We start from the raw sequence: 25209 nt of genomic DNA, 5'->3' as shown, positions 1-25209 counted from the left end.
CGCTGCTGCTGGCAGGCATTCTGGCCTTCACCCTTGCCGTGCATCTGCTGAGTGCTGCACTGGCCGCCCTGCGCTATCTGCGGCCCGAGCCGCCCGAACCCCGGCACCTGCCGTCCCTGTCGCTGATCCGCCCGATCTGCGGGCTGGATGCCTTTGACGAGGAAACCCTGAGGTCCTCCTTCGAGCAGGATTACCCCGATTACGAGGTGATCTTCTGCGCCGCGCGCGACAGTGACGCCGCCGTGCCGCTGGTGCGGCGGCTGATCGCCGACCATCCGCAGGTGCGGGCGCAGCTTCTGATCGGCGACACGCGGCTGTCGGGCAATCCCAAGCTCAACAACCTGTTCAAGGGCTACGAGGCCGCCACCAGCGACTGGCTGGTGATGACCGACAGCAACCTGTTGCTGGACCGCGATTATCTGCGCCGCCTGATGGCGGTCTGGCGCGAGGATACCGGGCTGGTCTCGGCCCCGCCGGTGGGCACGCGCCCGGCGAATTTCTGGGGGGCGGTGGAATGCGCCTTCCTGAACAGTTCCCAGGCGCGCTGGCAGCTGGCGGCGGACGAGCTGGGGCAGGGCTTTGCGCAGGGCAAGACGCTGTTCTGGCGCCGCGAGGTGCTGGAGGCGGGCGGCGGGCTGGCCGCGCTGGGGCGCAAGCTGGCCGAAGACGTGGCCTCCACCCGGCTGGTGCGCGGGCAGGGGCTGCGGGTGCGGCTGGCGCAGCGGCTTTTTGCGCAGCCGGTGGGGCATCGCACCGCCCGCAGCGTCTGGGACCGGCAGCTGCGCTGGTCGCGGGTGCGGCGCGACGGCTTCCCGATGCTGTTTCTGGCCGAGATCGCGCAGGGCCCGGTCCTGCCGCTGGTCGCGGTGGCGGGACTTGGCCTGACGGGCGTTGTGCCGCTGGTGCCTGCTCTGGCAGGACTGATGCTGCTCTGGTATATGGCGGAACTGGGACTGGCCCGGCTTGCGGGCTGGCCCGCCGGGGCGCGGGATCTGGCCGCGATGATTTTGCGTGACCTCTTGCTGCTGCCGCTGTGGATCGCCACATGGGCAGGGCGCGGCATCACCTGGCGCGGCACGGATATGACGCCGGAGCGGATTTCCGGCACGTCGGAGTAACGGTGTGATCGGACTAGAAACGGTAACCGCGCTGATCGTGAAGGACGGCCTCGCGATTCTTGCACCCATCGCGATGCTGGAAGGCCCCATCGTCACGGTCATCGCCGCATGGCTGGCCAGCCGTGGCCTGCTGGACATCTGGAGCGTGGCCATCGTGGTCATCGTCGCCGATATCGTGGGCGACATGCTGTATTACGCGCTGGGGCGCTGGGGGCTGAACCGCCTGCCGCAGCCTTGGCTGGTGAAGCTGGGGCTGAACCGGGTCCGACTGGCCTCGCTGGCGGGGCATTTCCACGAAAAAGGCGGCCGCACGCTGGTCTTTGGCAAGCTGACCCATACCGCCGGGGCGCCGATCCTCGTGGCGGCGGGGCTGGCGCGCATGTCGCTGTGGCGGTTCTTCTGGGTCAACCTGCTGGCCACCATCCCGAAAAGCCTGTTCTTCGTTGTGCTGGGCTACACGCTGGGCTCCGCCTACAGCCAGATCGACAACTGGATCGCCCGCGCCTCGCTGGTGGTGATGGGCGCCATGGTGCTGGCCGGGGCGGCATGGGTGTTCCGCAAAAGCGTCAAGGGCCTGCGCCGGTGACCGAGCTGAGCTGCATCATCCCCGCCTATAACGAGGCGCCGCGCATCGCCGCGGTGCTGGAGGCGGTGCTGGCGCATCCGCTCATCACCGAGGTGATCGTGGTGGATGACGGATCGCAGGACGAGACGGCGGAGGTGGCGGAGCGGTATCTGGCGCAGCATCCGCAGCTGCGCGTGCTGCGTCAGCCGCAGAACGGCGGCAAGAGCCGCGCCGTGGCCACGGGCATCGAGGCGGCAGAGGGCCGCTGCCTGCTGCTGCTGGACAGTGATCTGCTGGGCCTTGATGCCGCACAGATCACCGCGCTGGCAGAGCCGGTGCTGTCGGGCCGCGCCGGGGCCGCGATCAGCCTGCGCCGCAACGCGCCGCTGATCTGGCGGCTGATCGGCATCGACTACATCTCGGGCGAACGGGTGATGCCGCGCGCGCTGCTGACCGGGCGCACCGACCGGCTGCGCGCCCTGCCACGCTTCGGGCTGGAGGTGTTCATCAACCGGCTCTGGCTGGAGGCGGGGCTGCAGGTCGCCGTGGTGCGCTGGCCCGAGGTCGAAAGCCCGTGGAAACATGCCAAGCGCGGCGGCTGGGTGGCGGGGATCCGCGCCGATGTGGCGATGCTGGGCGACATCTTCCGCACCGTGCCCCCGCGCGAGACGCTGCGGCAGGTCATGGCGCTGCGCGCCCGCCGCCTGCCGTAACCCATGTTCGACGCAAGGCTTGCCCCGGTGCAGCGGCGCCTGCTGCAGCCGCTGGCGCAGCACCTGCATGGGCAGGGCGTGCGGGCGGACACCCTTACGCTGGCGGGCTTCGCGCTGGGGCTGCTGGCGGTGGGGGCTGCGGCGGCGGGTCTGCCGCTGCTGGCGCTGGCGGGGCTGCTGGCCAACCGGCTGGCGGACGGGCTGGATGGGGCCGTGGCGCGGCTGGCGGGCCCCACGGATCGCGGCGCCTTTCTGGACATCGCGCTGGATTTCCTGTTCTACGCGCTGTTTCCGCTGGGATTTGCGCTTGCCGATCCCGCCGCGAACGCGCTGCCTGCGGCGGTGCTGATTGCCAGCTTCATCGGCACGGGATCGTCCTTTCTGGCCTTTTCGCTGATCGCGGACCGGCGCGGGCTGAAAGCGGCGGACTATCCCAGCAAGGGCATTTACTATCTGGGCGGCCTGACCGAAGGGGCAGAGACCATCGCGCTTTTCGTGGCCTTCTGCCTGTTTCCGCCGGCCTTTGCGCCCTTGGCGCTGATCTTTGCCGCGGCCTGCGCCGTCACCACGGCGCTGCGCCTGCTGGCGGGCTGGCGGATGTTCGGCTAGCGCCCCCGCAGCAGCCGGAGCGGCAGGCGCCACGCGGCCCGGCGCAGCAGGGCGGCATAGTCCACCTCTCCGGCCAGCAGATCCATGTAGCGCAGTTTCATCGTGGCGGAGTCGCGAAAGGCCTGCCGGAACAGCCCGCCGCAACGGTCGGAAAACACCAGCGGGCGCAGCATCCGGGCGTGGCGCAGCGCGCGCAGCGTGGGGGCCAGCGCGCGGGCATAGCGGGGCAGGGCGCTGTCGGGGCGTCCTGCGGCCAGGGCGGCGATCACCGCCTCTGCCGCCAGATGGCCGCTCAGGAGCGCATGGGCGATGCCTTCGCCGGTGATCGGATCGACCAGCCCCGCCGCATCGCCCGCCAGCAGCATCCGCCCGCGCCCCGGCACCCGGCGCAGCTCGCCAAAGGGCAGGTGATGGCCCATCACCCGCGCCCCCGCCTGATCGGGGAGCAGCGCCAGATAGGCCGCCAGCCGCGCCTTCATGTCGGGATTGCGCGCCTGCAGCCCACCCAGGCCGATGGTGGTGCTGCCGGATTTGGCGAAGCGCCAGCCATAGCCCCACGCCGCCACACCAAAATCCACCTGCAGGCTCTGATCCTCCGACGGCGGCGCCTCGATTTCCAGCGCAAAGCCGATGGTGGCGGGATCGAAGGCGCGCCCGAACAGATGCCGCGCCACCGCGCTGTTCACCCCGTCCGCACCAAGGATCAGCGGGGCCCGCAGCGCGGGCCCGTTGCGCAGCTGCACGAAACCGGGCGCAAGGCCCGCCACGGAATGTCCGGTGAAATCCTCCGCCCCGGCCTGCAGCGCCTGCGCCAGCAGATGCGCGTCAAGCCCCAGCCGGGTGGTCAGGTAGACCGGGGGGCCGCCGGTGATCTGGCCAAGCGGGGCGCCACGGTCGAAAAACGACAGGCTGTCGCGGCGTTCCAGCAGGTCGGCGGGCAGCGGCTGGCGGAGCGCCCGCAGCGCACGGCCCGTGACCAGCCCGCCGCAGAGCTTCACCCGGGGAAAGCGCGCCTTGTCCACCAGCGCCACGCGCAGCCCCGCCCGCGCCGCGCAAAGCGCCGCCGCCGATCCCGCCGGGCCGGCGCCGATCACCACAAGGTCATAGCGGGGCGCGGACATGGCGGGGCTGCTCCGGAAAAAGGGCGGGAGCCGAAATGCGGGGCTCTCTGCGCGCAATCTCGCGCATGGGCATGGTCGGGGGGAAGCGTTTTCCGGCGGGTCTGCGCCGAAATTCGGCAGGGCTGGGCCTTGGGGAACCCATTCCTGCATCCAGCCGTTGATCGGCATCGCCCCCATGGGGCCGCAGATCCACAGGAAGGAGATCCGCATGTCGCTTGGAAAGATCGTTCGCCGGGCCGCTCAGGCCTTTGCCAGCCACAAGATGCGCGGCGCGAACCGCCCGGTGCGGCACCAGCCGGTCAAGCGCGGGCGCAGCGGCAAGGCGCAGCTTGTGTCGCAGGCGCTGCGGCTGGCGCGCCGGAAGTTCTGACCATTCTTTTTCAGAACGCGGCTTTGACCGGTGGTCAAACCCGGCACCTTGCTATAACAGAAGGGGCGGCCCCGGTGGACCGCCCCTTCCTTGCGGGGCTGGGCGCCCCACCTGAACCGAATTAGGCGAGCTGGATGTTGATGGCGCTTTCGCGGCCATCCCGGCCTGCCTGCAGGTCATAAGTGACCTTCTGATTGTCCTTCAGGCCGGTGAGGCCCGAACGCTCGACCGCGGAGATGTGGACGAAAACGTCCTTGGAGCCGCCATCGGGAGCGATAAAGCCGTAGCCCTTGGTGGTGTTGAACCACTTCACGGTGCCAGTTGCCATGGGTTTGACCCTTTCAAGTTCCTGTCGGTGCTGCCCGCGGGAGTGCGACAGCGCGGCTTAGTCACGTCTGGTTCGAATGACTGCGTGCCGGATAGGGAACTTGGTCGTCGAATAGAGTTCTAGCGGGCAAGAGACTCGCATGAAATCGGCAAAATCTCAAGAGGATTCGCGGGAATCCGGCGGGCTCCGCCGGTCTGTCCAGCCCTGTCTGGCGCCTTTGCACGCTTGCATCGGCGCCTGCCCTGAGGTCATGTCGACCCCGGGAAAAGGGAGAGGGACATGCTGGACCTGTTTTGGCTGGGGATCGTGATGGGGCTTGGCGGCACGGTCGCCATGGACCTGTGGGGGCTGCTGCTGCATCTGGCCGCAGGCATGCCCAAACCCGCATGGCGCAACCCAGGCCGCTGGGTGGCGCATCTGCCCCGGGGCCGGGTGTTTCACGACAGCATCGCCACGGCAGAGCCTGTGCCCGGCGAGGTGGCGATCGGCTGGGTCTTTCACTACGTGGTCGGCGCCATCTACGGCGTCGCGTTCCTGCTGCTGGCAGGGCGGGGCTGGCTGGCCGATCCGGTGTTCCTGCCGCTCTGGATCTTTTCGCTGGTGACCATCGCGGCGGGCTGGTTCCTGCTGCATCCCGGCATGGGGCTGGGCTGGGCCCTGTCGCGCACGCCCACCCCTTGGAAGGGGCGGGCGATGGGGCTGGTGGCGCATACCGTCTTTGCGCTTGGCATGTGGGCGGCAGCGTGGCTTTTCGCCTGACCTAGAGCATGGCCCAGTCGGTGAAGCGGAATTCCGGCTCCGGCTGTTGCGGCTGCGAAGGGGCGGGATGCGGGGTCATGTCGGGCTCCGGTCAGGGATAAGGGTCAGGGTTGCGGCAGGATGGCACCACGCCATCCGCCTGTCAGGTCAGGTATTCCTCCGCCGCCGTCACGAAAATCCCCGCGCACGACAACGTGCACGGGGAAAGGTCTCGTCTTCGGGAAACCGGCGGATTGTCGCGGATCAGCGGGTGAATTTCTTGAACTTCACCCGTTTCGGTTCCAGCGCGTCGGTGCCAAGCCGCCGCTTCTTGTCTTCTTCGTAATCCTCGAAGTTGCCTTCGAACCATTCCACATGGGCGTCGCCTTCGAAGGCGAGGATATGCGTGCAGATCCGGTCAAGGAAGAACCGGTCGTGCGAGATGACCACGGCGCAGCCCGCAAAATCCACCAGCGCGTCTTCCAGCGCCCGCAGGGTTTCCACGTCCAGGTCGTTGGTCGGTTCGTCGAGCAGCAGCACGTTGCCGCCCTCTTTCAGCAGCCGCGCCATGTGCACGCGGTTGCGTTCGCCGCCCGACAGCAGGCCCACCTTTTTCTGCTGGTCGGTGCCCTTGAAGTTGAAGGCACCGCAATAGGCGCGGGAGTTGATTTCCGCATCGCCCAGCTTGATGAGTTCCGCCCCGCCCGAGATCGCTTCCCAGACGTTGGCATCGGGGTCCAGATCGTCGCGCGACTGGTCGACATAGGACAGCTGTACGGTGTTGCCGAGCGTGATGGTGCCCTCGTCAGGCTGTTCCTGACCGGTGATCATCTTGAACAGGGTCGACTTGCCCGCGCCGTTCGGACCGATCACGCCGACGATGCCGCCGGGGGGCAGGGCAAAGGACAGGTTCTCGATCAGCAGCTTGTCGCCCATCGCCTTCTTGACGTTCTCAAGCTCCAGAACCTTGGCCCCCAGCCGCTCGCCGTTCGGAATGACGATCTGCGCCTTGCCGACGCGTTCGCGCACCGACTGGTCGGCCAGCTTCTCATAGGACTGGATCCGCGCCTTGGACTTGGCCTGACGCGCCTTGGCGCCCTGCCGCATCCATTCCAGTTCGCGTTCCAGCGTCTTCTGCTTGGCCTTGTCCTCGCGGGCTTCCTGCAGCAGGCGCTTGGCCTTCTGGTCCAGCCAGCTGGAATAGTTGCCCTCGTAGGGGATGCCGCGGCCCCGGTCGAGTTCGAGGATCCAGCCGGTGATGGCATCAAGGAAGTAGCGGTCGTGGGTCACGATCAGGATCGTGCCCTTGTACTCCACCAGATGGTTCTGCAGCCACGCGATGGTTTCGGCATCAAGGTGGTTGGTCGGTTCGTCGAGCAGCAGCATGTCGGGCGCTTCCAGCAGCAGCTGGCACAGCGCGACGCGGCGCTTTTCGCCGCCCGACAGGGTGGTGACATCGGCATCGTCCGCCGGGCAGCGCAGCGCCTCCATGGCGATGTCGATCTGGCTGTCCAGATCCCACAGGTTCTGCGCGTCGATCTCGTCCTGCAGCGCCGCCATCTCGTCGGCGGTCTCGTCCGAGTAATTCATCGCAAGTTCGTTGTACTTGTCGAGCTTGGCCTGTTTCGCCGCCACGCCCAGCATGACGTTGCCGCGCACGTCAAGATTGGGGTCAAGTTCGGGCTCCTGCGGCAGGTAGCCGACCTTCGCGCCCTCGGCGGCCCATGCCTCGCCGCTGAAATCCTTGTCCATGCCGGCCATGATGCGCAGCAGCGTGGATTTCCCCGAGCCGTTGACGCCCACGACACCGATCTTGACGCCGGGCAGGAAGCTGAGACGGACGTTTTCGAAACATTTCTTGCCGCCCGGATAGGTCTTGGAAACGCCTTCCATGTGGTAGACATACTGATAGCTGGCCATCGGATCCTCCGGTTCATGCGACGGCGCCTGTATCGCACCGGACAGGGCGAATGCAAATGGCTTTGCGGCGCAGATCGGCTGAAAAGCCCGCGACTGTTAAGGGAATCGTAGCGGCCGGTCTGCATAAGCTGCGGCATTGCGGGGAGGCCCGCCAGTCGCGGAGGGACCATCTTGTCTGCAAAGGTGCAAAAGCCGCTCCGGTTCTGGAGACGGCTCAGACTGATCCATAAAATGCCCATGATGATCGGCCTTCCCTGCCTGCTGTGCACGATGCTGGTCGGCGGGATGGTCTATCATCTGGCGGCGGAACAGCTGCGGCGGCAGCAGGAAAACGGCTTCCGCCAGCTGCTTGGCGAACGCGAAAAGGCGCTGCAGGGCTGGCTGGAGTCCATCGGCTCGGATCTGACGGTGCTGGCCACCACGCCCTCGGTGCGCGAGGCGCTGCAGCGGTTCTCCGCCGCGTGGGAGCGGATGGGGGAGGATCCGGGCGCGCTGCTGACCGCCGCCTATATCGACGAGAATCCGCATCCCGTAGGCAAGAAGGACGAGCTGGACGTGGCCTCCGACGGTTCCGCCTGGAGCCGCAGCCACAAGGACTATCACCCCGGCCTGCGCAGTTTCCAGAGGCAGGGCGGCTATTACGACCTGTTCCTTTTTGATGAGCACGGCAATCTTGTCTATTCCGTGTTCAAGGAACGCGATTTCGCCACCAATGTCCTGACCGGGCCACATGCGCAAAGTGGGCTGGGCGATGTGTTCCGGGCCGCTGCCGCCGGGATGGAGGGCGAGGTGTATCATTCCGACGTCGCCGCCTATGAGCCCAGTGCCGGGGCGGCGGCCAAATTCGCCGCGACGCCGATCTTTGGCCGCGCAGGGCGCCCGCTGGGAGTGGTGGCGCTGCAGGTGCCGCTTGACCGCATGGCGCAGGTGCTGGATTCCTCCAGCCTGCTGGGGCTGACCGGGCGGGTCTATGCGGTCAGCGAGGACGGGCAGGCGCTGAACGCGATCGGCGCGGCGCAAAGCTACCAGACGCTGGCGCCGCTGCCCGCCACGCCGCAGATCCTTGCCGCCGCGGAGGGCCGGACGGTCACGCTGCGCGGCAGTGTCGGACTGTCCGGGCAGCCGGTGGTCAGCCTGACCAGCGTGCTGAACCTTGCCGGCACGCAATGGGGATTCGTGCTGGAACAGGATCTTTCCGAGGCGGAGGCGGGGCCGGCCACGCTCTGGCGGCTGACCGTCATCGGGCTGGCGCTGGCCTCGGCGGTGGTGCTGATTCTGGCCTTTCTGGTGGCGCGCATGGTGACGCGGCGGATCGCGCTGATGGCGCGGGGGGTCCAGAACATGTCCGGCGGCGATTTTGACGGGCTTCGGCAGGAGGTTCTGGCCCCCGATGAACTGGGGGACATCGCTCGCGCGCTTGACGGGTTCAGGGCGGAACTGGTCAGCGGACAGGCAGCGGCTGCGGCGCAGGACCACCATCTTGCCCAGCAGCGCGAGGTCACCGACCGGCTCAGCGCCGCGCTTTCCGAACTGGCGAGGGGCAAGCTGACCTGCCGGCTGGAGACGCCGATGGGCGAGGCTTACGAGCCGCTGCGCCGCGATTTCAACGCCACCGTGGATGCCCTGCGCGACATCGTGGCGGATCTGCATTCCGGCGCGGCGGCGATCGGAGAAAGCGCCAGCGGCCTGAGTTCGGGAACCGACCAGCTGTCGCGGCGGACCGAAACCCAGGCCGCCACGCTGGAGCAGACGGCAGCCGCGATGGAGGAAATGGCCTCGACCTCCAGATCGACGGCAGAAGGCGCGGGTGCCATCGTCGCCGCCATCGACGCCGCCCGGCGCGAGGCGGAGCGCGGCGAAGAGGTGCGGGGGCGCACCTTCGCTGCCATGGCCGGGATCGAGACCTCGTCGCAGCAGATCGGGCAGATCATCCGCGTCATGGAGGATATCGCCTTCCAGACCAACCTTCTGGCGCTGAATGCAGGGGTCGAGGCCGCGCGGGCCGGAGAGGTGGGGCGGGGCTTTGCCGTGGTCGCCTCGGAGGTGCGGGCGCTGGCGCAGCGCTCCTCCGAAAGCGCGGCCGAGATCCGCAGCCTTGTCGCCTCCTCCGGTGCGACGGTCAGCGCCGGGGTGAAGCTGGTGTCGGAAATGGGCCAGTCCATCGAGACGATTCTGGCGCAGATCACCGCCGCAGCGGAAAAGGTCCGCGACATCGCCATGAGCGCGGGCGAGCAGGCCACCGCCACCACCGAGATCAACAGCGGCATCGCCATGCTGGACGAGGTCACCCAGCAGAACGCCGCCATGGCGGAGCAAAGCGCCGCCGCAACGCTGGAACTGCTGGGGCATGCGCGACGGCTGGGAGATCTGGTGGCGCGCTTTGACAGCGGCAATGAGGCGGGGCTGTCGACCGCTGCCGCCGCGTGGCAGGTGGATGCGGCGCAGGACCGGTCGCTGCCGCCGCCCGTGCCGATGGCCCTGCCGATGCGGCAGGCCGCGGGCAGTGCAGTGTGGCAGGAGTTCTGACACCCTCCCGCGCGGGCTTTATCCGCCGGGCGCAAGGCCTGTTGGCAAGGGGTCCATGGGGTGGGTGTCACGGGCGCTGGGGGCGGGATCCTGGCAGGGCAACCGGAGCAAAGCTCTGGCAGCGCAACCGGAGCGAGCCGTGGCAGGGACGGGGTGCGATCAAGAGGGGAAGATCGCCAAACGCTGTCGCTCCGGCGGGGTTCGGTCAGACAAGGTCCCGACGGACGGACGGGAGCCGACAGGGGGCTCCTGCATAGGCATTGGGCAGGCAGCAGTCGGGCAGATGGGGACAGACAAGGCTTCGGCATATATGCAGGATCAGGCCGAGTGAGGGCGGAGGGGTGGAGAAAGGCAAAGACTGTCGGGGCGGGCCTGCTGGGGCTTGATCCCGTTCTGCAACGCTGGAAAATCACTCGTGCCTCGTGCCTCGTGCCTCGTGCCTCGTGCCTCGTGCCTCGTGCCTCGTGCCTCGTGCCTCGTGCCTCGCGCCTCGCGCCTCGCGGTGCCGACCTTATGCGACAGGTGTTCGTTGTGATGCTTGACCGGCGCGCCCAGTGCGCGCGCTTCGTCGATCATCATGGCAAGCTCTGCGGCAGAAAAGGCGATGCTCTGCCGCGACGAGGCCTAGGGGAATTTCTGCTGGGGCGTGTCGGGTGCTCCCTGCCGCTCTTGAGGCTGCGGGCGCGGGCGCGTCCTGAGCGCGCAGCCGAGCTGGTTGGCAAGGGCAACCCGAGGGGCTTGCGGCTGCGGTCGCTCTGCGGGTTTGGTCACGCGCGCTGCGCCGCAGAGCCGGTGCTGCGCTGTGGGCCCTGCATGGACCGTGGCGCTGACCATCCTGCCACCGCATCGCCTCTGCGGGGCTGCCGCGCGGCTGGTGCCCTTTGCATCCGTGCACCGCGGAGCTGGCGTGACCTTCGGGCGCGCTTTTCGGCGAGGTTGCCGCCGTCAGGGGCGGGGCCTGGCGCCCGTGCTGGTGTCCTTCCAGCCATGGCCCTTGCGCCACAGGCCCCGGCCTTCCGGTTCGCGGCCCCGGGAGGCTGGCTCCGTGGCGGCATCCTGCGGCGCTCGTCTGCCAGTCTGGCACGGGGCGTTTTTTGCAGGGACGGCGTGGTGGAACTGGCCCGATTGGCCACCGGGCGGCCTGTGCTGCGCCGTCCAGAGGCGGGCGGTCCCTGCTGGCCGGGATCAGTTTCGGGTTGAATGATCCCGTGTTCCGGTCTCTTTCTGCATCTCGCCCTGAAGGGCCAGACGGAAAGGAAGGCGCGATGCGCTGGAACGCATATGAGACGGGGTTTTCCCTGCGCGCGGGGCAGCGGGTGGGATTGCTGGGCGGGTCTTTCGACCCTCCCCATGCCGGTCATGTGCATATCACGCGCGAAGCGCTGAAGCGCTTTCAGCTTGACCGGGTGATCTGGCTGGTCAGCCCCGGCAATCCGCTCAAGCCGCAGGGCCCGGCGCCCATGGCCGAGCGGATCGCGGCGGCGCGGCGGCTGATGAGCGACCCCCGGGTCATCGTCAGCGGCATCGAGGCGCTGGCGGGCACGCGCCACACCGCGCGCACGCTGGCCCTGCTGCGCCACGGCTTTCCGGGGGTGCGGTTCGTCTGGCTGATGGGGGCGGACAATCTGGCCCAGCTGCACCGCTGGGAGGACTGGCACAGCATCATGACCGGCGTGCCGGTCGGGGTGCTGGCCCGCCCCGGCAGCCGCATGGCCGCGCGCGACTCCGTGGCGGCCAGCGTCTATCGCGGCGCGCGCCTGCCGGAACGCGCGGCCCCGCGGCTGGCGCTGGCCGCCGCGCCCGCATGGTGCTTTGTCAACATGCCCATGATCGCGCTCAGCTCTACCCAGCTGCGCGCGGCGCGGGCCGAATGAAATGTGATCGCGGCAGGGACGGGCACCGCTTGTCGCCGCGCCGGGGCTGAGGTTAGATCGCGCCATGACATCCGTAGTTTCCCGCCGTGCCTTTCTTGGCTCCGCCCTTGCGGCGGGGCTTGTGTCCACTGCCGCCTGTGCTGGCGCGCCTCAGGCCTCGCTCCGCCCGGTGGCGCGGGGGGAGGATATCCGCCTGCGCGGGCTCACCTCGGTGGACGAGCTGATCGACGGCGCGGGGCTGGGCGGCAGCGTCGGCTTTGCGGTGCTTGATGCCGCCTCGGGGCGGCTGCTGGAGGACCATCAGGGCCAGCGGGGCCAGCCCCCGGCCAGCGTCGCCAAGGCGCTGACCTCTGCCTATGCGCTGGACACGCTGGGGCCCGATTTCCGCTTTGCCACGGAGGTGCTGGCCACGGGGCCGGTGACCGATGGCATGGTGGCGGGCGATCTGGTGCTGAATGGTGGCGGCGATCCGACGCTGGACACGGACGGGCTGGCGGCGCTTGCGGCACAGCTGAAGGCCGCGGGCCTGCGCGGGGTCACGGGCCGGTTTCTGGTCTGCGGCGGCGCGCTGCCCTATGCGCGCGCCATCGATCCGGACCAGCCGGAACATGTGGGCTACAACCCCGCCGTGTCGGCGCTGAACCTGAATTACAACCGGGTGCATTTCGAATGGCGCCGCGGCGGTGACGGCTATCAGGTGAGCATGGATGCGCCTTCGGCCACGCGGCGGCCTGCGGTGCGGATGGCCCGCATGGGGCTGGTGGCGCGGGATGCCCCGCTTTACACCTATGCCGATGGCGGCGGGTTCGATGACTGGACCGTGGCGCGCGGCGCGCTGGGCAGTGGCGGCGCCCGCTGGCTGCCGGTGCGCAAGCCCGAGCTTTATGCGGGCGAGGTGCTGCAGGCGCTGGCCGCTGAGCAGGGGCTGCGCCTGCCCGCGCCGCAGGTCATCGCCGCCCCTCCGGCCGGGACCGCGCTGGCACGGCACAGCAGCGCGCCGCTGTCGGTCGTGCTGCGCGACATGCTGAAGTTTTCCACCAATCTGACCGCCGAGGTCGTGGGCATGTGGACCACGCGCGCCCGTCTGGGCCGGGCGGTGGGTCTGCGCGAGTCGGCGGGGCAGATGAACGGCTGGGCCAAGGCGCGGCTGGGGCTGGGCGATGTGGCGCTGGTGGATCATTCCGGGCTGGGGCCGCAGAGCCGGATTTCGGCACAGGACATGGCGCAGGCCCTGCTGCAGGTCAACCAGCGCCTGCCGCTGAAGCCGATGATGAAGCCTTTCCCGCTGCTGGACAGCCGGGGGCGGCCGATCCCCAATTCTCCGCTGACGGTGCAGGCCAAGACCGGCACGCTGAACTTTGTCAGCGGTCTTGCGGGATTTGTGGATACGCGGGACGGGCGGCAGATGGTGTTCGCCATCTTCTGCGCCGATCTGCCCCGGCGGGACGCGCTGTCGCGCGCCGAGATGGAGCGTCCGGAAGGGGGCGCTGCGTGGAACCGCCGCGCCAAGGGGCTGCAGCAGGATCTGATCGAACGCTGGGCCGTGCTTTACGGCAGCTGAGCCATGACGGCGGGGGCGGGGCTGTTGCCCGCCGCCGCCCCCAGCAGGGGCAGCAGGCAGAGCAGGGCGGTCGCGGTGATCGTGAACATCTGGCGCATCGTAAACTCTCCGGTCTGGCACTGGGATCGCTAAACCCCCGTCAGGCCTGACTACGGCAGAGCTGCGCCGCGCGCAGGTCCGGAATACCGGACCCGCGCCGCAGCCGGGTCAGCCGCGCAGATGCCGGGCGCGGGCGCCGCGTTCGATGGCCGCCGCGTGCAGCCGGTCCAGATCCAGCTCGTAACGGATCTCTTCCAGAAGGCGCAGTTCGGCCTCGCGCAGCGAGCCGTCGGCGGCGGCCACGTCGCAGGCCAGCGCATAGGCGGTCTCGTTCAGCCGTTCCGGCAGGTGGTTGCGGATCAGGCCGAACAGGGCATCAAGCCCGTCTTCCTGTTCGAACAGGTCGAAGACCATATCCGCGATGACCCGCATGCGGTCGATGTCATAGGCGCCAAAGATCGGCAGCAGGTTCACCGCCGATTCGATCTTGACCAGTTCCGCGGTGCGGATGTTCTGGTCCGAGGCCGATACGGCAATCATCAGCGCCACAAGGCAGTCCTGCGGCGAGAGCGGTTGGGGGGAGGCTTCGGGCACGGACAGGACTCCTATGGTCATTCACCGGGCAATTTATTGACCCCGCGCCCCGCCTGCAATAGGACGCGGGCGCACCTGTTCCCCCGGGGGGAACGCATTTTCTGGAGAGTTTGAGATGTCCCAACTGCGCGAAGCCGCCCTGACCTCGAAGGCCTGGCCCTTTGAAGAGGCGCGCCGGGTCCTCAAACGCTATGAAAAGGCGCCGCCCGAAAAGGGCTATGTGCTGTTCGAGACGGGCTATGGCCCCTCTGGCCTGCCGCATATCGGCACTTTCGGCGAGGTGGCGCGCACCACGATGATCCGCCGCGCCTTTCAGCTGATTTCCGACATTCCGACCCGGCTGATCTGCTTTTCGGATGACATGGACGGGATGCGCAAGGTTCCCGAAAACGTGCCCAATCAGGCGCTGCTGCACGAGAACCTGCAGCGCCCGCTGACCCGCGTGCCCGACCCGTTCGAGCAGTTCGACAGCTTTGGCGATCACAACAACGCCATGCTGCGGCGGTTTCTGGACACGTTCGGCTTCGAATACGAATTCTATTCGGCGACCGAGTTCTATGCCTCGGGGCAGTTCGACGAGATCCTGCTGCGCTGCGCCGAGAAATATGATGACCTGATGGCCATCATGCTGAAATCGCTGCGGGAAGAGCGTCAGCAGACCTATTCGATCTTCCTGCCGATCCACCCCGAAACGGGCCGCGTGCTGTATGTGCCGATCAAGCATGTGGATGCCGCCGCGGGCACCGTGACCTTTGACGACGAGGACGGGCGGGAATGGACGCTGCCGGTCACCGGGGGCAATGTGAAGCTGCAGTGGAAGCCCGATTTTGGCGCCCGCTGGGCAGCGCTTGGCGTCGATTTCGAAATGTATGGCAAGGACCATTCCACCAATACCCCGATCTATGACGGCATCTGCCGCGCCTTGGGCGTGCGCCCGCCGGAGCATTTCACCTATGAGCTGTTCCTTGACGATCAGGGTCAGAAGATCAGCAAATCCAAGGGCAATGGCCTGTCGATCGACGAATGGCTGACCTATGCCGCGTCGGAATCGCTGAGCTATTTCATGTTTCAGAAGCCCAAGACGGCCAAGCGGCTGTGGTGGGACGTGATTCCCAAGGCGGTGGACGAATACCACCAGCAGCTGCGCGCCTATCCCGACCAGACGCCGGAGCAGCAGGTCAACAACCCGGTCTGGCACATCCATGGCGGCGACGTGCCCGAATCGAAGATGGTGGTGCCGTTTTCCATGCTGCTGAACCTCGCCTCTGCCGCCGGGGCCGAGGACAAGGACACGATGTGGGCCTTCATCCGCCGTTACGCGCCGGAGGCCAATCCCGGCACGCATCCCGATCTGGATGCGGCGGCGGGCTATGCGGTGCGTTACTTCAACGATTTCGTGAAGCCCACAAAGCAGTTCCGCGCCCCCGACGCGCAGGAGGCCGCCGCGCTGGAGGATCTGGCCGCCCGGCTGGACGCCTATGACGGCGCGGTGGAGGACGAGGCGCTGCAGACGCTGGTCTTTGCCGTGGGCAAGGAGCACGGGTTCGAGAACCTGCGCGACTGGTTCAAGGCGCTTTACGAGGTGCTGCTGGGGCAAAGCCAGGGGCCGCGCTTTGGCGGGTTCATCGCCCTTTACGGCGTCGCCGAAACCGCCGCGCTGATCCGCGACGCGCTGGCAGGCAAGCTGGCCTGATGACCCGCGCCCGCCCGGATTGACGGGCGGGCACCCCGCTCTAGCTTGACGCTTGGTCAAGGTGGAGGTGTGGTGATGAGGGCTCTGGTTCTGGCGGCTGTGATGGCCGCAGGTCTTGCCGGGCAGGCCGTGGCGCAGGAGGGCGACATTGCCGCGACGATCCGCGGGCAGATGGACGCGTTTCTGGCCGAGGATCCGGCGCGGGCCTTCACCTATGCCAGCCCCGGCATTCAGGGCCTGTTCGGCACGCCCGACAATTTCGCCCGCATGGTGCGCGACGGCTATCCGATGGTCTGGCGGCCCGATGACGTGCGCTTTGGCCCGCTGCGGCAGGTCGACGGTGCGCAGCTGCAGTCGGTCTATGTCACCGATGCCGACGGGCGGGCGCATCTGCTGGAATACCGGATGGAACAGATCGACGGGCGCTGGCGCATCGCGGGCGTGCGTCTGCTGCAGGCGCCCGAAGCCTCGGTCTGAGCTGCTGACGCCGGATCCGTTGCCGCAGCGCCGGGAGCAGCGTCACGCCGGGCGCGATTTCCGTTAACCCCTGCCTGATACCTCCCTGTCGCGCGGGGCCGGGTGGCCCTGTTGCACGCGCAGCAGCAGAGGATCGACGGCATGAACATTGCAGTGACCCAAGGTGTGGAGCTTTCCCCCACGCCGTTTTCCCAAGGGCTGAACCACTGGTCACGGGGAGACGGCACGCCCGGATCCGACAGTTATGACAGCCTGCCCACGGCGGCTTTCGTTCCGGCGGATCAGGATTTTGGCGGCGCTCTGGAGCTGCAGAAAACAGAAGCCACGCAGAAGCTGCGCTACATGGGCAATACGCCGATCCTGCCGGGCGTCTATCTGCGCGTTACGGCGCGGGTGAAGGCGCTGTCGGGGCCGCTGCCCGCCGTGCGGATCGCCGCTTGGGCGGGGCGGGGGTCGCAGGCGGTGAGCGGGCTGCCGCTGCAGGGCCCGGCACGGGCGCTGACCAGCTATGGCGCGGTGGTGGAGGTGTCGGCCATCGTCGGCACCGGCACGCGGCAGGGGGTGGACATGCCTTGGGGCATGGAGCCGACGCTGGGCCATTTCGGGCTGGATCTGACCGGGCCGGTGGGGGGCGTGGTCCGGATCGACGATCTGCAGATCGAGGATGTGAGCCAGGTTTTCCTGCGCGACATGCTGGCCATGGTCGACGTGCGCGATTACGGCGCAACCGGCAATGGCAGCACCGATGACAGCGCCGCCTTCGAGGCGGCGGATGCTGCGGCACAGGGGCGCACGGTTCTGGTGCCGGCGGGCACGTTCCGGCTGGCGAATTCTGTGACCTTCGACAGCCATGTGCGGTTTGAGGGGCAGGTGACGATGCCCGCGGCTGCCATCCTGTCGCTGACCAAGGACTTTCACCTTTCCGCCTATATCGACGCCTTCGGGGGCGACGAAACACTGGCTTTGAGCAAGGCGCTGCAGTCGCTGTTGAACAATGCCGATCATGAGAGCCTTGATCTGGCCGGTCGGCGGGTGTCGCTGATGGCGCCGCTCGACGTGGCGGCGGCGGTGGCCAACCGCAGCACCTATGCGCAGCGCCGGGTGCTGCGCAACGGCCAGATCCGGGCCGAGGAAAGCGGCACATGGGCGCCGCGCACCGTCACCTCGCAGGCCAGCTATGCGGCGGCAGATCCGTGGCGGCTGACCAATGTGGTCAACGTGGCGAATGTGCAGGTGGGCAGCCTTGTCACCGCGGCGGGGGTGGGGCGCGAGATCTACGTGAAATCCGTCAACGTGGCCGCGCGCGAGGTGGCGCTGTCGCAGCCGCTGTCGGATGCGGCGGGCACGCAGGCCTACACCTTTACCCGCTTCCGCTACCTGCTGGATTTTGCGGGGTTCGAGAAGCTCGAAAAATTCGAGATCGAGGATGTGGAGTTCCAGTGTTCGGCGCTGGCCAGCGGCGTGATGCTGCCGCCGCTGGGCACGGTCAACGTGATCCGCAACTGTGTCTTCAACCGGCCCGGGCATCGCGGCATCACCTCGATCGGGGAGGGCTGTCAGGGTTTGCTGCTGGATCACAACCAGTTCATCAGCGCCGAGCCGGACCTGGCCACGCAGGCGCGCCAGTCGGTCGCGCTGAACACCAACGCCAATGACGTGAAGATCCGCAACAACCGCGCGTCGCAGTTCCGGCATTTCGCCGTGGTCTCGGGGGCGCATTCGGTCATTTCGGGCAACCATTTCTTTCAGGGCGACGACACCGCCTCCGGCATCCGCAGCGCCGGGGTGGTGCTGTGCCTGCGGGCCTGCAATGCCACGATCTCTGGCAACTATGTCGACAACTGCTTCATCGAATGGACGAACGAACGCGAGCCGGATCCGGATTTTTCCGGCGGCTTCGGCTTTGCGGGCCTGTCGGTGACCAACAACGTTTTCCTGTGTTCCAACGTTGCGGCATGGTTTTCCTTCCTCGTGGTCAAACCTTACGGCACGGGGCATATGGTCAACGGGCTCAATGTCTCGGGCAACCTGTTCCGCAGCGTGGGCGGGCAGATCGACCGGGTGGAGCGGGTCGACACCTCCTTTGCCGGGCTGAACCTGAGCGCGATGCGGCGGGTGTTTGTCCATTCCAACACCTATCACAACATCCAGACCGGGGCGGAAAACCCGGTCACCATCAGCCATGCCCAGAACAGCCATGCGGCGACCTGGGTGGTCGGCACCGGAGGCAAGCTGCCCTTTGACGGCGTGGCGCAGGAGGTGGAGAGCCTTGTCCTGCGGTCGCGCCCGCGCAACGGCGCCAATGTCAGCGCCCATCACATGCCCTATGCGCAGCCCGGCGAAGGCCCCGGTCAGGATCAGGTCCATGTGATCTGGCCCGAACCGATGCGGGGCGATCTGACGCTGCGGGTGCGCATGGATCTGTAGCAGGGGATGGCGCCTGCCGGACCGGTCCTCCCGCGGGGCCGGTCAGAACCGGGTCCAGAGCCCCATGGTCACGCCCATTGTCCGGTCTCCCGTCAGGCTCCAGCTGCCGCCGATCTCTGTCTGCACCTTGCGGAACAGCGGCGTCACCAGCGAGGGGGCAAGGCGCACGAAACCGGGCCCGTCTGCGGGCGCGCCGCTTTGTACCTGCAGCAGCAGCATGCGGTCTGACGGCAGATGGAGCCCCAGCGTCAGATCCAGCTTCGCCGCCGCGCGCCCGCCGCCGGGCAGTTCGACCAGCGCATCAGCGGCCATCCAGCCCCAGTCACGCCCGAGCCCCAGCGACAGGCCCGGCCTCAGCACGGCGGCCCCGTCGATCTGGCCCAGCCCGACTTCCGCCGCCACGCGCAGCCCGGGATCGGACTGGCGCAGGGGCCAGCGCAGGAAGGCCACCGTCTTGACATCGCCGCTGACCGACCGGCCCAGATCGAGCCCCAGTGTCAGGCGCTCGGTCAGGCCGTATTCCACATAAAGCGTGCGATACTGCCCCGTCGGCTCCAGCGAGGTCCATGTGCCAAGGTCCTGCGGCCAGGACAGCCGCACCGTGGCGCTGGCAAAACCCGCCCCCTTGGCCTGAGGCCAGGCCCCGGCCAGCGCGCCCGATGCCAGCAGGCAGAGCGCCAGTCCGAGGCTGAGAAGGCGCGGCAGGCACATTCCTGATCTCCGGTCACTGCCGCAGCCTGTGCCGCGCGCGGTTAATGCCACGTTAAGCGCACTGGATTTGCAGAGGAGATCGGCTATGCTGCAGCTGCAAGTGCCCGTGTGGCACGGGCAAAAGGGGGCGCCATGACCGGATCCGTGATCACCGTCGCACAGCAGAAGGGTGGATCGGGCAAGACCACGGTCTCGGCCAATCTGGCCATCGGCTTCCGGCTGGCGGGCAAATCGGTGGCGCTGGTGGATATCGACCCGCAGGGCAGTCTGGGCCGCTGGTTCATGACCCGGCTGGAGCGGGATCCGGACGCGGTGTCGGGCCTCGACTTCGCCACTTCCTCCGCCTGGGGCGTGACCTATGAATGCCGCAAGCTTGCCGAAACCCACGATTTTGTCATCGTCGACACGCCGCCCAAGGCAGACAGCGACCTGAGGCCCGCGCTGCGCGCCGCCGATCTGGTGGTTGTTCCGGTCTCCATGAGCCACCTGGACATCTGGGCGACCGAAGGCGTGCTGGATCTGGCGCGGCGCGAGAACAAGGAGGTGCTGGTGGTGCTCAACCGCACCCGGCCCGGCACGCGGCTTGCCGCCGAGGTGGCGGAGGCGGTCAAGGGCATGGAGGCGCGCATCGCGCAGGCACATCTGGCCAACCGCGTGGGCTATGCCGAAGCCTTCGGTCAGGGGCGCAGCGCCGCCGAAGGCCGCAAGAGCCCGGCCCGGGACGAGATCGCAGCCCTGACCGCAGAGGTGGCGCAGGTGCTGGCAAACGGCTAAACGGGGCGCGACAGGAGACCCGACATGACCGACCTCGCAGCCCTTGCCGACACGATCCGCCGCCATCACGAGTCGCAGGGCCAGCCCGTGTCCCGGCTTGGCTATTTCTGCGCCCCGTTCCGGCCCGCTTCCGGGCCTTTTGCCGAGAGGGTCATCAAGGTCTATCGCAGCCTGCCCGATCCGGCGGCGCTGGACCGGCTGGCCGCGGCGCATGAGGATTACGTGCAGGCCCTGCTCCGCGCGGGGGTGCCGATGCCGGACACGGACTTCCTGCTGCTGGACACGGGCACGGCGCGGGTGCCGGTGATCGTGCAGGAAGCCCTGCCCGAAACCGCCCTGATGCGGCCCCGCATGCAGCAGGAGGATCTGCCCGGCACGCTTGCCCTGATGGAGGCGGCGGGGCAGGTCATCGCCCGGTTCTGGACTGCTGCCGACCAGTTCGAAACCCGCATCGGCTTTCACCCGTCCATCCGGAATTTTGCGGTGATGGGCGGGCAGGCGGTGTTCTTCGACACTTTCCCTCCCCTCATCCACTACTCGCGCGAGGAGATGGGGCGGATGCTGCTGCAGTTTTCGGAAAAGCGCCTGATGCGCGTGGTGGGGCCGCTGCTGCAGCGCAAGGTCACGGGCATTCAGGACGAATGGTATTCCGCCCCCGAAACGCTCGTGGGGCTGGTGGGATCCGCCTGCCGTCTGCGTCCGGAACACGCGGCGGCCTATCTGGACTGGGGGCGGGACTTTGCGCCACGCGCCATGCCGCGCTGGTCGGAGGAGGTGCTGGCCGGTCTGGCGCAGCCGCCGCGGCTGCCGGGATACTGGACAGGGTTCCGCAAGCTGCTGGGCCTGCAGGGCGAACCCAACCTCTGACATCCGGTGCAGCCCTGCGGCAGGGGCGCCAAAAATCTTCGTACGAAGATTTTTTCTTGGAGGAGACGGGGTCGGCGAGATTTTTCGTCCGAAGAATCTCGCCTTGCGTCGCTCAGACGATCTTGATGCCGGCCTTTTCGGCATCCGCGACAAAGGTCGCAAGACCCTTCTCGGTGAGGACGTGATTGGCCATGGCCTTGATCACCGCAGGCGGGGCGGTGCAGACATCCGCGCCGATCTTCGCGCATTCGGACATGTGGTTGGCGGTCCGGATCGAGGCCGCGAGAATCTGCGTCTCGTAGCCGTAATTGTCATAGATCTGGCGGATATCCGCGATCAGCTCCAGCCCGTCGAGGTTCAGGTCGTCCAGCCGGCCGACGAAGGGCGAAATGAAGGTCGCGCCAGCCTTTGCGGCCAGAAGCGCCTGATTGGCGGTGAAGCACAGGGTCACATTGACCATGCGGCCCTCGTCGGAGAGCACCTTGCAGGCCCGCAGACCGTCCCAGGTCAGCGGCACCTTGACCGCGATGTTCGGGGCGATTTCCGCCAGCTTGCGGCCTTCCTCGATCATGGCTTCGGCGTCCAGCGCCACCACCTCGGCGGAGACGGGACCGGAGACCAGATCGCATATCTCCTTGGTCACTTCGAGAATGTTGCGGCCCGATTTGGCGATCAGCGACGGGTTGGTGGTGACGCCATCCACCATGCCAAGCGCGTGCAGTTCCTTGATGGCGTCGATATCGGCGGTGTCTACGAAGAATTTCATGGAAGAAAGCCCTCCCGGCTCTGCTTGGAATTCCGTTGCGGCTGTCTTACCCCATGAGGCGGGGCACCGGAACCCCCTTGCTGCGGGCGCTAACGGACGGATCCATGGATGACTTCTACGAGGCGGGCACGCTTGTTGCGGTGCTGACCACGCAGCCGCTGGACCGGCTGCTGGATTATCGCGCGCCCGAAGGCGGCTGCGCGCAGGGCGCCTATGTCGAGGTGCCGCTGGGCCCCCGGCGGGTGCTGGGCGTGGTCTGGGGACCGGGGCAGGGCGGCTGGGATCCGGCGAAGGTCCGCAGCATCGGCCGGGTTCTGGATGCCGTGCCGATGCGGGCGGAACTGCGCAGCTTTCTGGAACGGGCGGGGAGTTACACGCTGACGCCGCTTTCGGCCATGCTGCGGCTGGCCACCCGCGCGCCGGGGCTGGGCGAGGCCCCGGCCCGGCGCAAGATCTACCGCCCCGGCACTGGCGCGCCGGAGCGGCTGACCGATGCCCGGCGGCGGGTGCTGGAGGTGCTGGAGGAACGCGGCGGCCTGTCGCTGACGCTGGGCGAGCTGGCGGAGGCGGCGGGGGTTACCTCGTCAGTCATCAAGGGGCTGGTCACGCAGGGCGCCGTGCGGGAGGAGGAGGCGCCGCGCGATCTGCCCTTTCCCCGGCTCGATCCTGATCTGGGCGGCAAGGACCTGACCCCCGATCAGGCGGCGGCGGCGGCGGCGCTGTGCGAGGGCATCCGGTCGGGGCGCTATGGCACGGTGCTGCTGAAGGGGGTCACCGGGTCGGGCAAGACCGAGGTCTATATGGAAGCCGTGGCCGAGACGCTGCGCCGCGGGCGGCAGGCGCTGGTGCTTCTGCCGGAAATCGCGCTGAGCGCGGAATTCCTCAACCGGGTGGAGGCGCGGTTCGGCGCGCGCCCCGCCGAATGGCATTCCGGCGTCACCGTCACCGAACGGCGCCGGGTCTGGCGGCAGGTGGCCGAAGGCGGCGCGCAGCTGGTGGTGGGGGCCCGTTCGGCGCTGTTCCTGCCGTTCCGCGACCCCGGGCTGATCGTCGTCGACGAGGAGCATGACACCTCCTACAAGCAGGAGGAGGGCGTGCTTTACAACGCCCGCGACATGGCGGTGCTGCGCGCCTCGATCTTCGAGGGGCGGGTGGTGCTGGCCTCGGCGACGCCATCGCTGGAAAGCTGGGCCAATGCGGCGGCGGGCAAGTATCAGCGGCTGGATCTGACGTCGCGGTTTGGCGCTGCGGTGCTGCCCGAGATGCGGGCGCTGGATCTGCGCGGGCAGGATCTGCCCGCCAATCGCTGGATTTCGCCTGCGCTGCAGGGGGCGGTGCGGACCCGCATCGACAAGGGCGAACAGGCGCTCCTGTTTCTCAACCGGCGCGGCTATGCGCCGGTGACGCTGTGCCGGGCCTGTGGTCAGCAGATCGGCTGCCCGCATTGCGATGCGCGCATGGTGGAGCATCGCTTCCTGCAGCGGCTGGTCTGCCATCAATGCGGCGAGAGCGCGCCCATGCCCGAGGCCTGCCCCTCCTGCGGGGTGGCGGGCAAGCTGGCGGCGGTCGGGCCGGGGGTGGAGCGGCTGGCCGAAGAGGCGGCAGAGGTGTTTCCGCAGGCGCGGCTGGCAGTGCTGTCCTCGGATCTGTTCGGCACGGCGCGGCAGCTGAAGGAAGAGATCGTCAAGATCGCCGAGGGCGGCGCGGACATCATCATCGGCACGCAGCTGGTGGCGAAGGGCCATAATTTCCCGCTGCTGACGCTGGTGGGGGTGATCGATGCCGATCTGGGCCTGCAGGGGTCGGATCTGCGCGCGGCGGAGCGCACGTTTCAGCTGATGCGGCAGGTGGCAGGGCGCGCGGGCCGGGCCGAGCGGGCGGGGGTGGCCCTGCTGCAGACCTTCCAGCCCGAGCATCCGGTGATCCGCGCCATTCTGGCGGGGGATGAGGAGGCGTTCTGGGCCGCGGAGGCCGAGGAGCGGCGGGTGGCGGGCATGCCGCCCTATGGGCGGCTGGCGGGGGTGATCCTGTCCTCCACCGATGTGCAGGAGGCTTTCGATCTGGGCAATGCGCTGGCGCGGCAGGATGGCCCGCTGCGCCGGGTGGGCGCACAGGTCTATGGTCCCGCCCCCGCACCAATCGCGCGGGTGCGCGGGCGGCATCGGGTGCGGCTGCTGGTCAAGGCGCCCAAAGGCGTGGCGCTGCAGCCCGCGCTGGCCGAATGGGCGGCGCAGTTCCGGCTGAGGGGCGAGCTGCGCATGGCCATCGACATCGACCCGCAGAGCTTTTTCTGAGCGCCTGGCCCCTGACGGGCGGGGCAGGGGGCGCTGCCCCCGCCGCGCGTGCCGCGCGGCCCCCCGGGATATTTGGGGTCAGAAGAGGCGGGGGCGCCGAGTTTGCCCCTGCCGCGCCTTGCCGGGCTGGGGCGGCGTGGCTACATGAAGCGCATGAAAAACTGGATCCCCTTTCTGAACTCCGGGCCGGTCGTGTCGGTGGTGCGCCTGCAGGGCGCCATCGGCATGGCGGGGCGCGGCGCGCTCAACGACACCACGCTGGCGCCCCTGCTGGAGCGCGCCTTTCGCCGTGGCAAACCGGCGGCGGTGGCGCTGGAGATCAATTCGCCCGGCGGCTCGCCGGTGCAAAGCTCGCTGATCGGCGCGCGTGTCCGTCGCCTGTCGGAAGAAACCGGCGTGCCGGTGCTGGCCTTTGTCGAGGATGTTGCGGCCTCTGGCGGCTACTGGATCGCCTCTGCGGCGGACGAGATTCATGTGGATGACAGCTCCATCCTTGGATCCATCGGCGTGATCTCGGCGAGTTTCGGCGCGCATGTGTTTCTGACGCGGCAGGGGATCGAGCGGCGGGTGCATACGGCGGGGCAGTCCAAGAGCATGCTCGACCCGTTCCGCCCCGAATCCGAAGAGGATGTGGCGCGGCTGGAGCGGCTGCTGGGGCAGCTGCACCAGACCTTCATCGCGCAGGTCAAGGCGCGGCGCGGCAGCAAGCTGGCCGAGGATCCGGCGCTCTTCACCGGCGAGATCTGGCTGGGCCGCTCTGCCGTGGAGGTGGGGCTGGCCGATGGCGTGGGCCATCTGGTGCCGGTGCTGAAGGCGCGGTTCGGCAACAAGGTGAAATTCCGCCGCTACGGTCCGCGCCGCCGCCTGCTGCCGAAGCTGGGCCTGTCCATGGCGCAGGAGGTTCTGTCGGGGATCGAGGAGCGCGCGGCCTTTGCGCGCTTCGGGCTCTGATGCTGGCCAAGATCGTCCTTCTGTTTCTGGCGGTGATCGCGGTGCTGGGCATTTTCGGCAAGCTGCGCCTTCCGGGGGTCGGCAAGCTGGGCCGCCTCTCCAAGCCCTGTCCGCGCTGCGGGCGGCATCGCATCGGGCGCGGGCCCTGTCCCTGCGGTCACAGAAAGGTCTGA

General features: G+C 68.1%; 23 protein-coding genes. 17 read left to right on the top strand and 6 right to left on the bottom strand.

Annotated features, from left to right (window positions below; all coding sequences use genetic code 11):
* Positions 1 to 2: 2 nt before the first annotated feature.
* From BLR51_RS02855 to BLR51_RS02840, 4 genes are read left to right on the top strand one after another with little or no spacing between them, the layout of a single operon-like run.
* Complete coding sequence (locus BLR51_RS02855) at positions 3 to 1118, top strand: ceramide glucosyltransferase (RefSeq protein ID WP_375342672.1); 1116 nt, start codon at positions 3 to 5, stop codon at positions 1116 to 1118.
* Between the two features lie 4 nt (positions 1119 to 1122).
* Positions 1123 to 1704: a DedA family protein gene (locus BLR51_RS02850; RefSeq protein ID WP_089843515.1), complete on the top strand. Its 582-nt coding sequence runs from the start codon at positions 1123 to 1125 to the stop codon at positions 1702 to 1704.
* Positions 1701 to 2396 carry a glycosyltransferase family 2 protein gene (locus BLR51_RS02845; protein WP_230795971.1) on the top strand — a complete coding sequence of 232 codons (696 nt, stop codon included), beginning with the start codon at positions 1701 to 1703 and terminating at the stop codon, positions 2394 to 2396. Before BLR51_RS02850 ends, BLR51_RS02845 begins: the two co-directional genes overlap by 4 nt.
* Positions 2397 to 2399: 3 nt before the next feature.
* Entirely contained in the window at positions 2400 to 3005 is a 606-nt protein-coding gene (locus tag BLR51_RS02840) for a CDP-alcohol phosphatidyltransferase family protein (RefSeq protein ID WP_089843507.1), read from the top strand.
* On the opposite strand, the gene BLR51_RS02835 is transcribed toward BLR51_RS02840, so the two are convergent.
* A complete protein-coding gene (locus BLR51_RS02835; RefSeq protein ID WP_089843504.1) occupies positions 3002 to 4126 on the bottom strand; it encodes a geranylgeranyl reductase family protein in 1125 nt (374 codons plus the stop codon). The genes BLR51_RS02840 and BLR51_RS02835 overlap by 4 nt on opposite strands.
* Before the next feature lie 208 nt (positions 4127 to 4334).
* Here BLR51_RS02835 and BLR51_RS27655 point away from each other — a divergent pair, with 208 nt between their 5' ends.
* Positions 4335 to 4496, top strand: coding sequence for a hypothetical protein (locus BLR51_RS27655; RefSeq protein ID WP_165616720.1), 162 nt, complete (start codon positions 4335 to 4337; stop codon positions 4494 to 4496).
* 121 nt (positions 4497 to 4617) lie between these two features.
* On the opposite strand, the gene BLR51_RS02830 is transcribed toward BLR51_RS27655, so the two are convergent.
* The gene (locus tag BLR51_RS02830; RefSeq protein ID WP_089843501.1) at positions 4618 to 4824 is read right to left on the bottom strand and encodes a cold-shock protein; all 207 of its coding nucleotides are present in this window, start codon (positions 4822 to 4824) and stop codon (positions 4618 to 4620) included.
* A gap of 279 nt (positions 4825 to 5103) precedes the next feature.
* Here BLR51_RS02830 and BLR51_RS02825 point away from each other — a divergent pair, with 279 nt between their 5' ends.
* Positions 5104 to 5583 (top strand): DUF2938 domain-containing protein, encoded by a 480-nt coding sequence (locus BLR51_RS02825; protein WP_089843498.1) that lies wholly within the window; start codon positions 5104 to 5106, stop codon positions 5581 to 5583.
* A 243-nt stretch (positions 5584 to 5826) separates the two neighbouring features.
* Here BLR51_RS02825 and ettA read toward each other — a convergent pair whose 3' ends face one another.
* Positions 5827 to 7482: an energy-dependent translational throttle protein EttA gene (gene ettA, locus BLR51_RS02820; RefSeq protein WP_089843494.1), complete on the bottom strand. Its 1656-nt coding sequence runs from the start codon at positions 7480 to 7482 to the stop codon at positions 5827 to 5829.
* Positions 7483 to 7719: 237 nt separating this feature from the next.
* Here ettA and BLR51_RS02815 point away from each other — a divergent pair, with 237 nt between their 5' ends.
* From BLR51_RS02815 to dacB, 3 genes are all read left to right on the top strand, one after another.
* The gene (locus BLR51_RS02815) at positions 7720 to 10008 is read left to right on the top strand and encodes a methyl-accepting chemotaxis protein (RefSeq protein ID WP_165616719.1); all 2289 of its coding nucleotides are present in this window, start codon (positions 7720 to 7722) and stop codon (positions 10006 to 10008) included.
* Positions 10009 to 11273: 1265 nt separating this feature from the next.
* Entirely contained in the window at positions 11274 to 11882 is a 609-nt protein-coding gene (locus tag BLR51_RS02805; RefSeq protein WP_089843486.1) for a nicotinate-nucleotide adenylyltransferase, read from the top strand.
* A gap of 64 nt (positions 11883 to 11946) precedes the next feature.
* Positions 11947 to 13443 carry a D-alanyl-D-alanine carboxypeptidase/D-alanyl-D-alanine endopeptidase gene (dacB, locus tag BLR51_RS02800; RefSeq protein ID WP_089843483.1) on the top strand — a complete coding sequence of 499 codons (1497 nt, stop codon included), beginning with the start codon at positions 11947 to 11949 and terminating at the stop codon, positions 13441 to 13443.
* A 207-nt stretch (positions 13444 to 13650) separates the two neighbouring features.
* Here dacB and BLR51_RS02795 read toward each other — a convergent pair whose 3' ends face one another.
* Positions 13651 to 14097, bottom strand: coding sequence for a tellurite resistance TerB family protein (locus tag BLR51_RS02795; RefSeq protein WP_269061976.1), 447 nt, complete (start codon positions 14095 to 14097; stop codon positions 13651 to 13653).
* 94 nt (positions 14098 to 14191) lie between these two features.
* Here BLR51_RS02795 and BLR51_RS02790 point away from each other — a divergent pair, with 94 nt between their 5' ends.
* The 3 genes from BLR51_RS02790 (at position 14192) to BLR51_RS02780 (ending at position 18673) form a co-directional block, all read left to right on the top strand.
* Entirely contained in the window at positions 14192 to 15769 is a 1578-nt protein-coding gene (locus BLR51_RS02790; RefSeq protein WP_089843476.1) for a lysine--tRNA ligase, read from the top strand.
* Between the two features lie 75 nt (positions 15770 to 15844).
* Complete coding sequence (locus tag BLR51_RS02785) at positions 15845 to 16246, top strand: DUF4864 domain-containing protein (protein WP_089843473.1); 402 nt, start codon at positions 15845 to 15847, stop codon at positions 16244 to 16246.
* Positions 16247 to 16387: 141 nt separating this feature from the next.
* Entirely contained in the window at positions 16388 to 18673 is a 2286-nt protein-coding gene (locus BLR51_RS02780) for a right-handed parallel beta-helix repeat-containing protein (RefSeq protein ID WP_089843470.1), read from the top strand.
* A 42-nt stretch (positions 18674 to 18715) separates the two neighbouring features.
* Here BLR51_RS02780 and BLR51_RS02775 read toward each other — a convergent pair whose 3' ends face one another.
* Complete coding sequence (locus BLR51_RS02775; RefSeq protein ID WP_089843467.1) at positions 18716 to 19384, bottom strand: hypothetical protein; 669 nt, start codon at positions 19382 to 19384, stop codon at positions 18716 to 18718.
* Between the two features lie 132 nt (positions 19385 to 19516).
* On the opposite strand from BLR51_RS02775, the gene parA reads away from it, so the two are divergent.
* On the top strand, positions 19517 to 20158 hold the full coding sequence (gene parA, locus BLR51_RS02770; protein ID WP_089843464.1) for a ParA family partition ATPase: 642 nt from the start codon (positions 19517 to 19519) through the stop codon (positions 20156 to 20158).
* 24 nt (positions 20159 to 20182) lie between these two features.
* Positions 20183 to 21025: a DUF6206 family protein gene (locus BLR51_RS02765; RefSeq protein ID WP_089843461.1), complete on the top strand. Its 843-nt coding sequence runs from the start codon at positions 20183 to 20185 to the stop codon at positions 21023 to 21025.
* 112 nt (positions 21026 to 21137) lie between these two features.
* Here BLR51_RS02765 and fsa read toward each other — a convergent pair whose 3' ends face one another.
* Complete coding sequence (fsa, locus tag BLR51_RS02760; RefSeq protein WP_089843457.1) at positions 21138 to 21791, bottom strand: fructose-6-phosphate aldolase; 654 nt, start codon at positions 21789 to 21791, stop codon at positions 21138 to 21140.
* A gap of 104 nt (positions 21792 to 21895) precedes the next feature.
* Between fsa and BLR51_RS02755 the strand changes: the two genes are divergently transcribed.
* The 3 genes from BLR51_RS02755 (at position 21896) to BLR51_RS27650 (ending at position 25209) form a co-directional block, all read left to right on the top strand.
* Positions 21896 to 24085 carry a primosomal protein N' gene (locus tag BLR51_RS02755; RefSeq protein WP_089843453.1) on the top strand — a complete coding sequence of 730 codons (2190 nt, stop codon included), beginning with the start codon at positions 21896 to 21898 and terminating at the stop codon, positions 24083 to 24085.
* Between the two features lie 153 nt (positions 24086 to 24238).
* Positions 24239 to 25036, top strand: coding sequence for a S49 family peptidase (locus tag BLR51_RS02750; protein ID WP_089844081.1), 798 nt, complete (start codon positions 24239 to 24241; stop codon positions 25034 to 25036).
* Positions 25036 to 25209, top strand: a complete 174-nt coding sequence (locus BLR51_RS27650; RefSeq protein WP_165616718.1) for a hypothetical protein — start codon at positions 25036 to 25038, stop codon at positions 25207 to 25209. The genes BLR51_RS02750 and BLR51_RS27650 overlap by 1 nt, the downstream gene beginning before the upstream one ends.

This window comes from Salipiger marinus, from assembly GCF_900100085.1.
Classification (GTDB): Bacteria; Pseudomonadota; Alphaproteobacteria; order Rhodobacterales; family Rhodobacteraceae; genus Salipiger; species Salipiger marinus.
Note: the sequence above shows the minus strand (reverse complement) of the source record. Positions and strands in the feature narration are given on the sequence as shown.